Below are 14,661 nucleotides of genomic sequence, written 5' to 3'. Positions count from 1 at the left end.
AATTCCCCGCAAGGGGACTGAAACGTAGTCTTCTAAAAACAGTTTAAACTGACTATATGCTTTCCAACATTAAATTCCCCGCAAGGGGACTGAAACATGACCGTATTAATGCAACAACAAGTGCAGTTAGATCTTTCCAACATTAAATTCCCCGCAAGGGGACTGAAACATAAATATCCCTGAGTAATTAATAAATATATTCAATCCTTTCCAACATTAAATTCCCCGCAAGGGGACTGAAACATTTGTTGTTGCTGAGATGGAGTTAGACCATCTACTTTCCAACATTAAATTCCCCGCAAGGGGACTGAAACTTAGATGCTGTAGGATATAATCTTTCACCTTTAGAAGTCTTTCCAACATTAAATTCCCCGCAAGGGGACTGAAACATTTCATCATTAATTTAAGAGGCAAAACTATCAGCTTTCCAACATTAAACTCCCCGCAAGGGGACTGAAACCTCTAAGACTTATTCAGAATATTCAGACTAATCAGACTTTCCAACATTAAACTCCCCGCAAGGGGACTGAAACCTTCAATAAAATTATCAATATTGAAGTCGTTCGGCATCGTCTTTCCAACATTAAATTCCCCGCAAGGGGACTGAAACAAACTTGAAGCTCTCTCGCCACCTCTTGATGTCATCTTTCCAACATTAAATTCCCCGCAAGGGGACTGAAACATAGTTTGTCTTTCTTTTATTACTCCCCCGAAAGGCTTTCCAACATTAAATTCCCCGCAAGGGGACTGAAACTAGTGATGGGTGTTGTGTTAAGAGATAACGCTAGAGACTTTCCAACATTAAATTCCCCGCAAGGGGACTGAAACTTCTGCGCTCGGCTTCTTCTTTTCGCTTTCTGTCTTCTTTCCAACATTAAATTCCCCGCAAGGGGACTGAAACTTCTCTGGAGTCTTAGCAGTTTTCTCTGGAGTCTTGCCGTCTTTCCAACATTAAATTCCCCGCAAGGGGACTGAAACAAACGCCATGATTGCATTCCGTGCGGCATCGCCTGCTTTCCAACATTAAATTCCCCGCAAGGGGACTGAAACGTTTGCAGCCCTGTTCTGTAATCGATCTGAGCGAATCCGACTTTCCAACATTAAATTCCCCGCAAGGGGACTGAAACAGACAGATAGATATAGCGATCAGCATTAGGGCGATAACTTTCCAACATTAAATTCCCCGCAAGGGGACTGAAACCTTGAGATTGGATTACACTCCCTCAGATCCTCCCACTTTCCAACATTAAATTCCCCGCAAGGGGACTGAAACCTAGAGCTGATGGGAGAGATCTGATTGATTTCCTTTGAATTGATTTAACTGTTTTGCATAGTTGTAGATTAGCGAGCAATGATGATCAAAAAATGACTTGTCAAAAGTAAGTAAATTTTTAGTTAACTTCTAACGTTTAGTAGTAAAATAATACACCGACTCAGAAGATGAATTAGCTGATGTCAGGAACACGTTGGATAGCTTGGATTTTTGTCCGCAATAGTTGGTTTCGCTTTTGGCAAGATGCTCGTCAACTCCCCAATCAAGTTTGGAAACGTTGGGCGACAGTATTAGCAATTGGGTTTATTGTCACGACAATTGTTGCTTTTGTAGTCACCTTTTGGGGGAAGTCTGCTGTTAATACGGGCGGGTTACAGGCTTGGGATGAACAGATGCTGATCGTGATTTCCCAAAATGTTCCTTTGAGCTTTGCCAGAAGCATCACCTGGGAATCTCCCGGTAATTTAGTTTATATGCTGCCCTTAATAGCGGGTGTAGTGTTAACGGCTGTGTGGCGATCGCATCCGGTGATTGCCGCGACGGTTGTAACCGCTTATATTTTACAGTTTGCCTTTGCCTGGACGGGTTGGCTGTACTGGAATCGTCAACGCCCGAATCTCATTGCAGAGGGTTTAGCGGCACCGAGTCTGCACTCCTACCCATCCGGTCATGCGTTAATTGTAACCAGTGTTTACGGTTTTTTGTTTTATTTGTGGTTTCGGTCAGCTAGAGGAGGTTTAGAGCGCAGTTTAGCAGTGATTGCGGGATTATTTTGGGTAGGTATGGTGAGCATCGCTCGTATTATACTCGGGGCGCACTGGCCGAGTGATGTGATTGCGGGTTTAGTGATTGGAATCTGTTGGCTAACAACTGTGATTTTGGCGTTTAACCGAGCTAATACTAATACTATTTTATAGTTTCTCTAAAAAGCTTAGTGTCAGTTCAGACCTCAACCCAAACAAAAATCTCCCCGACAGATCGGAGAGAACAGTTAATGATAATTATTTAGTTTAGGGGGCTACAGTTGAGCCGAAAATTTCCTAAACTCGCCGCAACTTAATAGCTACCGCCACCGAAGCGATTTCTGCGATCGCCTCTACCGCCTCTACCGCCTGAAGATCCTCGGTTTTCCCGAGGTTTGGCTTTGTTGACTTTCAGATCTCGTCCCATCCATTCCGCTCCGTCAAGAGCTTCAATGGCAGCCTCCTCTTCAGTATCATTTTCCATTTCTACAAATGCAAAACCCCGAGGACGACCAGTTTCTCGGTCAGTGGGGATTTGAACGCGGCGGACATTGCCGTATTCAGCAAAAACAGACTTCAAATCATCCTCGGTGACATCGTAGGATAGATTACCAATATAGACAGACATGAATGACCTCCCAAATCAAATAGATGTGGAGAGAGATTTCGGAAGGCGAGCCATGCCTGATGAAACAGAACAAAGTAGCTCAACACTTGACGCAAAACTGCAACCGAATACCTATTCTCGCGTTTCATTGTATCACAGCTAGCGCTTGCTATCCAATTCAGATGTCGATCACAATTAATCGAACAATTGGAAAGCGCAGTTTGCTGTTATTTCACATCATCCCACACTTAATCCCAGAAGTACAGCCTAGAACTAACTATTTCAGGAGACAACGATTGAGATCAGGTTTCATGACGGCTGGGGAAATAGGGTTGTTGTTCGATGGAGGTAAAGATTTCTCCATTTTGCTCGGGTTTTGAGAGGTTCACTTCCCTTTCTGTGTTTTCTTGAGCGATGCGATTTCTGTGTCGTTGTGAGATTTGTTGTTCTGGGTCAATTCCATCAAAGGTGGGGGGTAGCCATACCCGAGCCACCAGTAATAGGGTCAGTACCAGTAAAAAAGCACAAGTTGCTAAGGTTTGAGTCCAAGGGGTTTCTAGCACACCGCGAACAATAATTTCTCGCAAAACAGACACAATGGAAACTTCCACCGCCACACCAATTGAAACCCGATGTTCTTGCAAGTAAATAATCAGCAGGCGAAATAATTCAACCAGAATCAACAAAAATAAGATATCAGAGGTGACTCGTTGAAAATCTAAGGGCGGCAACAATGAGAGTACCATTTCTCGCAGTTGCATCACCATAAAGCTAAATAAACCAATACATAACGAAATAATAATCAAATCTTGAACCATTTCCAGAATCCGAAGAATTGGACCGCTATTGAGCCAGCTTGATCCGCTTTCAGATGAAGATTTTAGAGTTTTAGACATCTACTTTTATCTTGCTTGTGGACTTGAGTATAATCATATAAGACTTGAGTTTTATAATCAATCAAAATTGATACCGATTGATACAATTATTTTAAGGTATTTATAACATAAACTGACTGACTCTTAAGTTAATATACTTAGTTTATAAAAATAAATGTTCAATTTCAATCAATAAGTTTGGGAATTGCTCATCGTTAAAAACAAGTTAAAATCGCTATAAAAGTTTTAAAATATCTCTAAAATCCAAATTCTAAACAAAACAAATTCTGATTTTTAATTTTTGACTTATGACTGCCGTTCAAAAAATTATTGAACTATAACCAAAAAATGTTGCTCAACAAGGTAAAATTAAAGCAATGACGTACTTTAACGAGATTTCAAGGGTTCTGTCCGATGGGCTTTTGATTGAGCAACCTCAGATTTCCCATAATGTACGTTTTTGTTTTGTGTGAAGACATCCTGTTTTTGTTCTTTTTTTTCAACCTTATTAATAAAGGAGTATTAGAAATGTCAATTCGCATTAAATTCTCAGACTATCAACGTCTAGCACAAAACCAACCCACCGTGATTGTGTATAGCAATCCTGAAGGAATCGAACCCGGTCAAGAAGTCGATGTCAACTTCAGAGGTTCGATAATTGGAGTCAGAATTATTGATCTGTGGAGAGCATCTCAAATGTCAGAGTGGTGTTTGAAAATCATTCCCACCCTACGCTTGAAAGCCTAACACTTTCTAGGTCAGGTTGAATTGAACTGCAACTTCACCGAGGAACATCACAACTTTTTTGAGCTTTGATTAGACAAATCGGGGCTAGTCATCGCTCAAAATTGACCCATAACTTTTATTGAAAATAGTATAAAATTAACCCTTTAAAACAATGACAATTATTGACATCATCAAACAAGATTATCAACGATTTCCTGAAGATCAAACTTACAATCTTTATGCCCAAAACGTTTATTTTAAAGACCCCTTAAACCAATTTAACGGAGTCGAACGCTACAAACAAATGATTGGCTTTATCCGTCAGTGGTTCATAGACGTTCAGCTTGATTTACACGATATCTCCCAAGCCGAGAATATTATAAAAACCCGTTGGACACTCAGTTGGACAACACCGCTTCCCTGGAAACCCCGTGTTTCTATCCCCGGTTGGAGTGAACTCAAACTCAACTCAGAGGGACTGATCAGCAGTCATATCGACTATTGGGACTGTTCTCGCTTGGATGTTGTTAAGCAAATATTGCCAAAAACCCGCTAAAGTTAAAATAATATGAACAAATTTTAAGCAGGACTTGACGAAATGCGTGTAATTTTAATGACGGGTAAAGGTGGCGTGGGAAAGACCTCAGTCGCCGCAGCCACAGGCTTAAGGTGTGCAGAATTAGGGTATAAGACCCTCGTCCTAAGTACAGACCCCGCCCATTCTCTCGCCGATAGCTTTGATGTAGAAATGGGTCACGAACCTCGCCAAGTCCAACCCAACCTCTGGGGGGCTGAACTCGATGCGTTAATGGAACTCGAAGGGAACTGGGGCGCCGTTAAACGGTATATTACACAAGTCCTGCAAGCCCGAGGCTTAGATGGCATTCAAGCCGAAGAATTAGCCATTTTACCCGGGATGGATGAAATTTTTGGCTTAGTCCGGATGAAGCGTCATTATGACGAGGGCGAATATGATGTATTAATTATCGACTCAGCCCCGACAGGAACCGCGTTACGCTTACTCAGTTTACCCGAAGTGGGCGGTTGGTATATGAGAAAATTTTACAAACCGTTTCAAGGAATGTCAGCAGCCTTGCGTCCCATCGTTGAACCGATTTTTCGACCCATCGCCGGATTTTCTTTACCTGACAAAGAAGTGATGGATGCGCCCTATGAATTTTATGAACAAATTGAGGCATTAGAAAAAGTCTTAACCGATAATACCCAAACATCGGTGCGGTTAGTGACCAATCCTGAAAAAATGGTCATCAAAGAATCTCTCCGCGCCCATGCTTATTTAAGTTTGTATAATGTTGCAACAGATTTAGTCGTTGCTAATCGGATTATTCCCGCCGAAGTCACCGATCCATTTTTCCAACGCTGGAAAGAAAATCAACAACAATATCGTCAAGAAATTCACGATAACTTCCGGCCTTTACCCGTCAAAGAAGTGCCACTCTACACCGAAGAAATGTGTGGACTAGAGGCATTAAATCGACTCAAAGATACTTTGTATAAAGACGAAGATCCGACCCAAGTTTACTATGCAGAAAGCACAATTAGAATTCATCAAGAGAAAGATTCTTACAGCTTAGAATTGTATCTTCCCGGAATTCCTAAAGATAAAATTAAACTGAATAAAAGTGGAGATGAGTTAAATATTCGGATCGGTAATCATCGCCGGAATTTAGTTTTACCCCAAGCATTAGCCGCGTTGCAACCCTCGGGCGCGAAAATGGAAGAAGATTATCTAAAAATTCGCTTTGGGGTAGCCGCAAAAGTTTAAACTCAGGGGACAGGTGACAGATGACCCGGAAAAGAACCGATCACTGTAAAGACTGGACTAAAGGCTGAAACTGGGAAACCCATTGTTCTTGGCTAACCACTAATATCGGATAGGAACGATGACCATAATCTTCTCCGGGTTGGAGGGGAAAAATCGGTTCAGGGTTTAGCGGCGTCCAAACCGCCCCCGCCGCCTTCAGAATCGGCCAGAGAGGGGCAATATCCCAAACTTTGGGTGTCGCTTCAACCCCAGCAATGGCAACACCAGAAGCCACCATCAAGAAGTTGTAACCCGCCATCCCCATCAGCCGAATTTTGCAGGGAATATTCGGGATAATAGCGGTACTGCGGGTGCAAACATTAAAAAAATGATCAGAACCGGGAGTGTCTAAACTGGAGTGAATCGGTTGCTGGTTACGAAAAGCACCACTCGGGCCAGTTAACCCCGTATTTTCCAGCCATAAGCCATGAAAAGACTGATTTAAGGGGGGGAGATGAACATAACCAAAGACAGGGGTTCCTCGGTACAACAAGCCCATGAGAATCCCCCAAATCGGAAGCCCCCGAGTGAAGTTGGTTGTCCCATCGATTGGGTCAATAATCCAACACCAATCGGTAGCGGGGAAAAGATGTTCTCCTTCTTCAGAAAGAAGACCATGTTCGGGAAATGTGTCGTTAATGCGACGACGAATTTCTAGATCAGCCCAATGATCAGATTGGGTGACTAAACTTCCATCGGACTTTTCCGAGGCTTGGACTGAACCCCAGTCAAGCCTTAACTGCTGTCCGACTTCAGTCGTCGTGGTTTGGGCAAAATTGAACACAGTCTTCCAAAAGTTAGTCATTGGATAAAGATAATCTATAGATTTATTGAAATTGAAACTCGTTTACAATGAGAATGCAAAGATCGAAATTTTAAAATTGCAGACGCTATGTTGCTCAAATCAACAACTCGGCATATTCAGATTTACACTGCTGAAATTAAGAATGATGAACTGGTTGACAATGACCAAGTTTTAACGATAGATGTTGATCCCGATAACGAGTTTAACTGGAGTGAGGCAGCACTAAAAAAGGTTTATCAAAAATTTGATGAATTAGTAGAAGCCGCCAATGGAGAAGACCTGACTGAGTATAATATGCGTCGCATTGGTTCTGATCTTGAACATTTTGTGCGAAGTCTTTTACAAGCCGGAGAGATTAGTTACAATCTCAATAGCCGAGTTCTCAACTACAGTATGGGATTGCCTCGCGTTCCCGGACAATAAGAGGTATAGCGCTACTTGAATCGGGAACAGGGAACACCGGATCAGGGAACAGTAGACTGTTAAAAGGTTCCAGGATTTATAAATGTCCTAACCTGAATGCGTAGTGCTATATCAGTCGATCAAACAGGAAGCCCACGCCGGGCGCGAGGGTCTTGGCGTTGGCTCAATTACCAGTCTGGCAACTTAACACCGAAACGCTACAATGATTCAGATAAGTTCTTGCTAATTTACTGATTCTAGGAAACCCTTCGCTTCTCAATGTTTAGACTCCATGACAGATTACTTGGGCTTTTAGGATCAGTCGAATTAGAGATCAACCGTGCGATCTCGATCATTTATCCTGTAGCATGGAGAAGAAACTTCGTACCGGATCGGTAGGGAGAAAAACCTACCCAACCTAAAAGTTAACAAGCTTGGAGACCACAATTTTAACTCTCAACTCTAAAATTGAGTGGCAACAGAGGCGTGAGGAACCTCTATGCAAAATCATATGCCAAAACACTATTTGTTAGCAGTGGGTAAAGGGATTGAGACTTTGCCTACAGGAACGCTAATTGCCGATCGCTACTTATTAAGACAAAATTGTATTGTGGTCGATACTCGACCCGAACAGTTTCCTGAAATTCCTGAAGGTATTCCAGAGGAAATTGCTGCCTATCTACGGCTATTTCCCTATCGACTGCATCTTCCCGTTGTTTACGGATTAATCCCCGCCGATCATAATCCCCTTCAGACCTCGATTTGGCTCTTAGAACAGGGGCCAGTTGATGAGACGAGGGAAGCTTTAATGCCCAGTATCTTAGAGTTGTGGGCGGGGACATCGGCTCTACGCCAGTTGAACTGGTTATGGCAAATTGCTCAACTGTGGAAACCTTTCCAACATCAACAGGTTGCTTCAAGTTTATTGAATCCCCAATTATTACGCATCGAAGGGTCACTGGTGCGATTGTCTCAGTTAGACCTTGACTTGACAGCAGCAACTCTGGCTCAACTCGGTCAACTGTGGCAATCTTGGATCGAGAATGCTCACCCCAAAATTCATTCATTTCTGGGTCAGCTGACTCAGCAAATGATCGCCAAAGAAATTCGCAAGCCAGAACACTTGATCTATCAACTCGATCAAGCAATGGCAATTTGTGGGCGATCGCTGACTCGTCGAATAGAAATTATTACCGCAACCGATACCGGGCCAACTCGCTCTCACAATGAAGATGCTTGTTATCCTCAGCAAGATACTCTCGTGAAAGTTCAGGGGAATTCTCAGGCTTTGAGTATTGTTTGTGATGGTATTGGGGGACAAGAAGGCGGAGAAGTCGCCTCAAACTTGGCGATTCGGGTTTTGCGCGAAGACTTGGAAAATATTCGGTCTCATCCGGCAAATTGGGATTCAACTTCCCTGATGAATCAGTTAAAACGGGCGACGAATATTGCCAACGATGTGATCGCTCAACGCAACGACAGCGAAAATCGCCAGGGACGTGAACGCATGGGAACAACCTTGGTGATGGCTTTGACTCGTGAACATGAAGTTTATATTACTCATGTCGGAGACAGTCGCGCCTACTGGATTACTCGCACAGGTTGTCATCAGGTGACCCTCGATGACGATGTTGCTTCCCGAGAAGTTCGTCTAGGTTATGCGTTGTATCGAGATGCGATTCAACCCCGATCTTCGGGCGCTCTGATTCAAGCTTTGGGAATTACGTCCTCCGCGACACTTTACCCGACTGTGCAACGTTTCCCGATTGATGAAGATTGTATCTTTCTGTTGTGTTCTGATGGTCTGAGTGATAAAGATCGGATTGAGTCTTATTGGAAAAGTGAAATATTACCTATTATCAATGCAGAAACCGATATAATCTCAGCTAAAAATCGATTAATTGAAATTGCCAATACTCTCAATGGTCACGATAATGTAACAATTTCTCTCCTTCACTTTCGAGTCTCCACAAAATCGGGGATTTACTCTCTACCTGAGATTAAAGTTTCACCGTTTGTTCCCAATTTAGAGGTAGATTATGAGGAGGACTCCGATATTTATCAAGCGGATGATTCTGAGCTACCCAACACAGAGTTTGTCGATGTACCGTCCTCAGCCAAGCTGTCTCAAATTTGGCTATTATCCTTGGGAATTGCCTTTTTATTAGGTTTAGGAGGAGTATTAGTTTATATTTTTTATCCAGAGCGATCCAGTCAGTCTCAAGTTCCTGTTGTTCCCCCGACAAACACAACTCCCCCGAGTCCAACTCCGCAATTTCCTATCTCTCGCAATCCAACCGTAAGTTTAAAATCGATTATTCAACTCGGGGAAAATACGACCGCTTTAGGTGAAATTCCGGTATCTTCTATTCAATTATTAAAAGAGTTTGGTAAACCTTGGATTAAAGGAGAAGTTCCTGAAGGAACAGTTTTTCAAGTGATGGAAAAACAATCTACTCCTCAATCGGGGACTTGGTTAGAGTTAAAGATTTGTTATTTACCCAATCAAAATGAGAATTTAACCTGGAAAAAGCGTTCTAAAGAAGAACAGGTAATTCTCGAAAATCCGGACTTTATCCCTTCATCAGAATCTGCCGAAATACCCGATCAGATTGAAGCCTCAGAAAACCCCTATCAGCCCACTGAATCCTCAGAAAACTTAGAAGCAAGCAGTCAACTCATCCCACCTCTACAAGCGGGTGATACGGGATGGATACGGGCGACAGATGTTTCCACCTTGATGGTTGATACTCCACTGTTTAGATCTCAACAAAAAGGAGTTTGTCAAGATGTCCCCTAATTGGTGTGAAAGAAACAGATATTAACGGTTTTTTCTTTTAAAATTGGGTGTGAATCTGCTACGATGACGTCAATATTTGAGGAATGTGGGGATGATGATGAAGAAATATTGTCAAGCGATCGCTGTGGCTTTCTCGATCACAGCGATCGCATCAGGGGTTTTTCCCGATCCAGCGAAGGCAGATGGTTATCCCGGTGGTAAAATTCCTCATCAACCTCCTCATCAATCTTCCTGCGAAGTCGATGACTGCAACTCCCCTCGCCGTGGATCTTTATATGATGAAATTTATTCCAAACATAAACCCTATTGTGGCTACTTAAAGAAAAATCGTCATTCTCGTCATTGGAGTGAAAATTACAACCCAGTTGAAACTTCAAAAGAATCCTCATCGGAAAAAACTTCATTCGAGCGAGAACCCGAAATCAGGGAAGATTTAATTGCTTCGACAGAGGGTTACTCTCATCTCAATGCTTCTGAACCCACAAGTTCTCGTAGCCGATATTCTCAAAGTAGTACAATGACGGGAGAGAATACTCTAGTATTATTTATTATAATTTTATTATGGTTTCTACTCCGTTCTGTATTCTCACCTAAAGATTCCCAAAAATCCTAATCTAGATCGGAACTTTTCTCGGAATTTTTGGGAAATTTTCAGTCCAAAGAATGCTGAAATTTCAATGACTGCGATCGCTTATGTTTAAATGCCCAGTCTGTCAACAGGAATATCTACTATCACTTCCTGAGTTTTGTTCAGTTTGTCACTGGAATTTACAATCAGGATTATCAGAGCTAACAAAAATTGATCAAGACTCTGTTAGACTCGAATGGGCAAAACAACAGTGGCAACAGTTCCAACTCCTGAAACAAAAGCTTAAAGAAAAGCATTCAAATGAAGAAAATTATCCCTTAAATTCTGCTTCAAATTTATCTAATTTAGCAAATTTAACCCGACGCTTAGATAGAATTGAAACCCAACTGCAAAACGCAACCGTTGAACGAACAAACTTACATAATCAACTCGAATGGGTTTTACATTATCTCGAATTACTCAACCCTGAACGTGTTTCTAATACCATCTCTCGTCTAGAAAGTTGGCTAGAGGGAAGTGTGGAAGAAACATCTTTAATGTCCGAAGTTGGGATGGATTATCAGCCCCTCAGTGAGTTACTCGCCGCAGGAGATTGGAAAAGTTCCGATCAATATACGTGGCAAATTTTGCTCTATTTAGCGAGACAAGAACCCGACAGTTGGCTGAGAGTAGAAGATATTGAAACCTTTCCCTGTGTTGATTTAAAAACAATAGATTATCTCTGGAATTATTATAGTAATGGCTTATTTGGTTTGGGCGTTCAGCAGCAAATTTTAAACAGTTTAGCCGGGGATTATCCAGCATTCTGTGATGCGGTAGGATGGCGAGAAGGAGAAAATTGGAAATATTACGATGAACTGACATTTAATCCCAATGCACCCGTCGGACATCTTCCAGTCATTGTTTGGCGACAACGCGCTTGTTATGGAATCGGTTCAGGAACCGCAGCCGAAAATCTTGCTTTATTTCTGAATCGATTCGTTGATTGTCAGAATTGTTGATAAAATCGCAACAGATCAATCAATCTACTGGGATTAATTTATGGGGAATAAATCGAGCGATTAAATCCAAAAATCATGAGAAAAAACGAGTTGATTTCTCCGACTAAACAAATCTTAACCCCTACCCAGTAATTTCTCAGAGAGAATTCAGCTTGTTGGGATGAAATAATAAAGTATCAATCAAAATAATAAATAGGGACTAAAATTATGGCTGTTGAATACGATTTAGTCATTATTGGTGGAGGTTCAGGAGGGTTGGTTGTAGCGAGTGCCGCCGCCCAATTAAAAGCAAAAGTTGCACTCATTGAACGCGATCGCTTAGGAGGGGATTGTTTGTGGTTTGGTTGCGTTCCCAGTAAGTCTTTAATTCACGCTTCCCGAGTCGCCTATGAAGTCAAAAATGCCGCTCGTTTTGGCATTCATACCGAACACCCAAAAATTGATTTTGCTCAAGCCGCTCATCACGTTCAAACCGTGATTAAAACGATTGAACCTCACGACTCACCGGAACGATTTCGGAGTTTAGGGGTTGAGGTAATATTTGGGGAGGGGAAATTTTGCGATCGCCAAACTTTTGAAGTCAACGGACGCCAACTCAAAGCCAGAGCCTTTGTGATTTCTACAGGTTCTCGACCTGCTATTCCATCAATTCCCGGTTTAACAGAAGCAGGTTTTTTAACCAATGAAAAAGTCTTTTCTCTCCAAGAACGTCCTGATAATTTTGCAATTCTGGGTGGAGGGCCTATTGGGTGTGAATTAGGACAAGCTTTTTCTCGGTTGGGATCAAATGTCACAATCATTGAAAGTGGCAATCATCTCTTACAAAAAGAAGATCCAGAAGCCGCTCAAGTGGTTCAAGATCAACTCATGTCAGAAGGGATTAAAATATTAACTCAAACTCGCGCCGAACACGTCGAATTACGGGACGGAAAAAAACAGATTAAAGCCGGAGAAAACACTATTATTGCTGATGAAATCTTACTCGCAGTTGGACGAGTTCCCAATGTAGAATCCTTGAATTTATCAGCCGCAGGGGTTGAGGTTGGTAAGCGAGGAATTCAAGTCAATGCTAAACTCCAAACCACCAACCCCCGAATTTATGCTTGTGGAGATGTCATTGGTGGGTATCAATTCACTCATGTTGCGGGTTATGAAGCGGTTGTGGTCTTAACAAATGCTTTGTTTTTTCCGGTGAGTAAAGCCAACTATCGAGTCATTCCTTGGGCGACATTTACTGACCCCGAATTAGCGCGAGTTGGGTTAACTGAAAAACAAGCGATAGAACGCTACGATAAAGATGTTTATGTGTTAAAACAACCTTTTTCGGGTGTAGATCGCGCTCAAGCAGAAGGCAAAACATTAGGGTTTGCGAAGATTATCACACGGGGAAATGGTGAGATTTTAGGCGCTCATTTAGTTGGGCCGTCAGCCGGAGAATTAATCCATGAAATTGTGTTAGCCATATCGAACAATTTAAAGGTTTCTGCTTTAACTGGAATTCATATTTATCCGACATTATCAGAGGTCAATAGTAAAGCCGGGTTACTCTTGAAAAAACAGAAGTTTGCTCAAAATAAATGGCAACAGAATTTCTTAGAAAAGTTCTTCAACTGGCGGCGATCACTTTAAGCTTTAGCTTGAATTGGATTTTGTTATCGGTTTAAACGTTTTAATTCTTCGGTGATAATCTCTTGCATAATGCTAGTAATAGTTGGCCCGATGACTTGAGTTGTCCGTTGAATCGATTCTTGTAGGAGTTGGGGCATGACTTCAATTGTTTTTTGTCCAGTCGGACTCTGATAAAAGTCAATTAATACCTGTAAATCTTCTTTTGAAAAGTATTTATCATAGAGAGGATAATAAACTTGTTCAACAATTTTCTGATAGTCAATTCTTTCGAGAAAAAGTCGATTATATTTCTGGGTAATACGGTTCATTTCTCGACTTAGATTAGCTGCCATTTGTTGACGTTCTTGGGGTGAGAGTTGTTGGCTTCCTAAGTCTGAATTTAACATCGCTCCAAATTGTTGTTCCATCTGAGATAACATAGCTTGACTCACTTGTTGAAACGTTCTTTCTCCTCCGGTGAGTTCAAGAAATTCTTCAATGAGTTGTCGCTTATCTTCTGGAATTTGTTGTGATACTCTGACTCCTCCTTCAGAAGAACGCAGGGAAGTTTGAGCATTGGAAACATCAGGATACAGAAAAAATAATGATGAAGTCAATCCGATAAATAATATTTGCTTTAACATGATAAAATCAAATAACTTTCAACCAAATAGATTTCAAAAAAATCAAATTTGAGTAACTTCAAAACAATGAAACCAACGCTTCAAAGTTGCATCCAACCCAGGTATACAGGAGAAGCTGTAGTTCGCTCGTCGAGTTGTTCGATATCTTAAGAAGATAATTTTAAAAAATAGTACACCTGAGTAGTAATGAAGCGAGAAAAAGTCTTTTTGTTCCTGAATGATTAACATTTTAGCAGCTTTCTAAGCGGGAAAATTGTAAAATCCCACAGATTTCGCTTGACTAAAGCTTCTTGGGCTTGTAAAGTTGCCTCAAGGATAGAGATTCAATACTCTAGCCCAACAAAAAACGCCCCCCCGAAGGAGAGCGTCTTTTGGTTATGTGACTAAAAATTAGCCTTTGATAACGGGAGCAGACTCAACAGAAGCTAAGTCTAAGGGGAAGTTGTGAGCGTTGCGCTCGTGCATAACTTCCATACCCAGGTTAGCGCGGTTGATCACGTCAGCCCAAGTGTTGATCACACGTCCGCTAGAATCAATTACGGATTGGTTGAAGTTGAAACCGTTGAGGTTGAATGCCATGGTGGATACACCTAAAGCAGTAAACCAGATTCCGATTACCGGCCATGCACCTAACAAGAAGTGCAGTGCGCGAGAGTTGTTGAAGCTAGCGTATTGGAAGATCAAACGACCGAAGTAGCCGTGTGCTGCAACGATGTTGTAAGTTTCTTCTTCTTGACCGAACTTGTAACCGTAGTTTAAAGAT

General features: G+C 41.8%; 13 protein-coding genes, 1 pseudogene and 1 CRISPR repeat array (1 of these 15 only partly in view). Of the genes and pseudogenes, 9 read left to right on the top strand and 5 right to left on the bottom strand.

Translation table 11 applies throughout. The annotated features are described in order from the left end of the window. A CRISPR array of direct repeats spans window positions 1-1,273; the repeat unit is 37 nt; unit sequence CTTTCCAACATTAAATTCCCCGCAAGGGGACTGAAAC (it extends 754 nt beyond the left edge of the window). A gap of 179 nt (window positions 1,274-1,452) precedes the next feature. Beyond that, window positions 1,453-2,190 (top strand): phosphatase PAP2 family protein, encoded by a 738-nt coding sequence (locus M595_RS32700; RefSeq protein ID WP_023066100.1) that lies wholly within the window; start codon window positions 1,453-1,455, stop codon window positions 2,188-2,190. A 139-nt stretch (window positions 2,191-2,329) separates the two neighbouring features. Here M595_RS32700 and rbp read toward each other — a convergent pair whose 3' ends face one another. Both rbp and M595_RS10175 read right to left on the bottom strand, forming a co-directional pair. Beyond that, window positions 2,330-2,644 (bottom strand): RNA-binding regulator, encoded by a 315-nt coding sequence (rbp, locus tag M595_RS10180; protein WP_023066150.1) that lies wholly within the window; start codon window positions 2,642-2,644, stop codon window positions 2,330-2,332. Window positions 2,645-2,925: 281 nt separating this feature from the next. Further along, on the bottom strand, window positions 2,926-3,519 hold the full coding sequence (locus M595_RS10175; RefSeq protein ID WP_052001741.1) for a phosphate-starvation-inducible PsiE family protein: 594 nt from the start codon (window positions 3,517-3,519) through the stop codon (window positions 2,926-2,928). A gap of 507 nt (window positions 3,520-4,026) precedes the next feature. On the opposite strand from M595_RS10175, the gene M595_RS10170 reads away from it, so the two are divergent. The 3 genes from M595_RS10170 to M595_RS10160 all read left to right on the top strand — a co-directional run bounded on the left by M595_RS10170 (window position 4,027) and on the right by M595_RS10160 (window position 6,010). Beyond that, window positions 4,027-4,245 carry a hypothetical protein gene (locus M595_RS10170; protein ID WP_009788148.1) on the top strand — a complete coding sequence of 73 codons (219 nt, stop codon included), beginning with the start codon at window positions 4,027-4,029 and terminating at the stop codon, window positions 4,243-4,245. 151 nt (window positions 4,246-4,396) lie between these two features. Further along, window positions 4,397-4,780 carry a C6orf136 family protein gene (locus M595_RS10165; RefSeq protein WP_023066121.1) on the top strand — a complete coding sequence of 128 codons (384 nt, stop codon included), beginning with the start codon at window positions 4,397-4,399 and terminating at the stop codon, window positions 4,778-4,780. A gap of 42 nt (window positions 4,781-4,822) precedes the next feature. Beyond that, entirely contained in the window at window positions 4,823-6,010 is a 1,188-nt protein-coding gene (locus M595_RS10160; protein ID WP_023066118.1) for a TRC40/GET3/ArsA family transport-energizing ATPase, read from the top strand. Window positions 6,011-6,050: 40 nt separating this feature from the next. Here M595_RS10160 and M595_RS10155 read toward each other — a convergent pair whose 3' ends face one another. Then, entirely contained in the window at window positions 6,051-6,854 is an 804-nt protein-coding gene (locus M595_RS10155) for an inositol monophosphatase family protein (RefSeq protein WP_040483901.1), read from the bottom strand. Window positions 6,855-6,941: 87 nt separating this feature from the next. On the opposite strand from M595_RS10155, the gene M595_RS10150 reads away from it, so the two are divergent. The 5 genes from M595_RS10150 (at window position 6,942) to M595_RS10130 (ending at window position 13,275) form a co-directional block, all read left to right on the top strand. Beyond that, on the top strand, window positions 6,942-7,277 hold the full coding sequence (locus tag M595_RS10150; protein ID WP_023066143.1) for an NAD(P)H-quinone oxidoreductase subunit M: 336 nt from the start codon (window positions 6,942-6,944) through the stop codon (window positions 7,275-7,277). Between the two features lie 478 nt (window positions 7,278-7,755). Next, the gene (locus M595_RS10145) at window positions 7,756-10,056 is read left to right on the top strand and encodes a PP2C family protein-serine/threonine phosphatase (RefSeq protein WP_023066166.1); all 2,301 of its coding nucleotides are present in this window, start codon (window positions 7,756-7,758) and stop codon (window positions 10,054-10,056) included. Window positions 10,057-10,147: 91 nt separating this feature from the next. Further along, window positions 10,148-10,669: a hypothetical protein gene (locus tag M595_RS10140; protein WP_023066182.1), complete on the top strand. Its 522-nt coding sequence runs from the start codon at window positions 10,148-10,150 to the stop codon at window positions 10,667-10,669. Window positions 10,670-10,749: 80 nt separating this feature from the next. After that, window positions 10,750-11,646 (top strand): GUN4 domain-containing protein, encoded by an 897-nt coding sequence (locus tag M595_RS10135; protein ID WP_023066176.1) that lies wholly within the window; start codon window positions 10,750-10,752, stop codon window positions 11,644-11,646. A 207-nt stretch (window positions 11,647-11,853) separates the two neighbouring features. Next, a complete protein-coding gene (locus M595_RS10130; RefSeq protein WP_023066120.1) occupies window positions 11,854-13,275 on the top strand; it encodes a dihydrolipoyl dehydrogenase family protein in 1,422 nt (473 codons plus the stop codon). A 23-nt stretch (window positions 13,276-13,298) separates the two neighbouring features. Here M595_RS10130 and M595_RS10125 read toward each other — a convergent pair whose 3' ends face one another. Together M595_RS10125 and M595_RS10120 are read right to left on the bottom strand one after the other, a co-directional pair. Then, window positions 13,299-13,898, bottom strand: coding sequence for a DUF2059 domain-containing protein (locus M595_RS10125; RefSeq protein WP_023066145.1), 600 nt, complete (start codon window positions 13,896-13,898; stop codon window positions 13,299-13,301). A gap of 390 nt (window positions 13,899-14,288) precedes the next feature. Beyond that, window positions 14,289-14,661 (bottom strand): annotated as a pseudogene (locus tag M595_RS10120) (photosystem II q(b) protein); the annotation flags it as partial.

Source organism: Lyngbya aestuarii BL J (assembly GCF_000478195.2).
Taxonomy (GTDB): Bacteria; Cyanobacteriota; Cyanobacteriia; order Cyanobacteriales; family Microcoleaceae; genus Capilliphycus; species Capilliphycus aestuarii.
Note: the sequence above shows the minus strand (reverse complement) of the source record. Positions and strands in the feature narration are given on the sequence as shown.

Excerpts from the sequence above, each read along its gene's own strand:
- M595_RS32700 (WP_023066100.1), top strand. The coding sequence starts at position 1,453 with ATGTCAGGAACACGTTGGATAGCTTGGATTTTTGTCCGCAATAGTTGG.
- M595_RS10125 (WP_023066145.1), bottom strand. The coding sequence starts at position 13,898 with ATGTTAAAGCAAATATTATTTATCGGATTGACTTCATCATTATTTTTT.
- M595_RS10160 (WP_023066118.1), top strand. The coding sequence starts at position 4,823 with ATGCGTGTAATTTTAATGACGGGTAAAGGTGGCGTGGGAAAGACCTCA.
- M595_RS10170 (WP_009788148.1), top strand. The coding sequence starts at position 4,027 with ATGTCAATTCGCATTAAATTCTCAGACTATCAACGTCTAGCACAAAAC.
- M595_RS10165 (WP_023066121.1), top strand. The coding sequence starts at position 4,397 with ATGACAATTATTGACATCATCAAACAAGATTATCAACGATTTCCTGAA.
- M595_RS10130 (WP_023066120.1), top strand. The coding sequence starts at position 11,854 with ATGGCTGTTGAATACGATTTAGTCATTATTGGTGGAGGTTCAGGAGGG.
- M595_RS10150 (WP_023066143.1), top strand. The coding sequence starts at position 6,942 with ATGTTGCTCAAATCAACAACTCGGCATATTCAGATTTACACTGCTGAA.
- M595_RS10135 (WP_023066176.1), top strand. The coding sequence starts at position 10,750 with ATGTTTAAATGCCCAGTCTGTCAACAGGAATATCTACTATCACTTCCT.
- M595_RS10140 (WP_023066182.1), top strand. The coding sequence starts at position 10,148 with ATGATGATGAAGAAATATTGTCAAGCGATCGCTGTGGCTTTCTCGATC.
- M595_RS10175 (WP_052001741.1), bottom strand. The coding sequence starts at position 3,519 with ATGTCTAAAACTCTAAAATCTTCATCTGAAAGCGGATCAAGCTGGCTC.
- M595_RS10145 (WP_023066166.1), top strand. The coding sequence starts at position 7,756 with ATGCAAAATCATATGCCAAAACACTATTTGTTAGCAGTGGGTAAAGGG.
- rbp (WP_023066150.1), bottom strand. The coding sequence starts at position 2,644 with ATGTCTGTCTATATTGGTAATCTATCCTACGATGTCACCGAGGATGAT.
- M595_RS10155 (WP_040483901.1), bottom strand. The coding sequence starts at position 6,854 with ATGACTAACTTTTGGAAGACTGTGTTCAATTTTGCCCAAACCACGACG.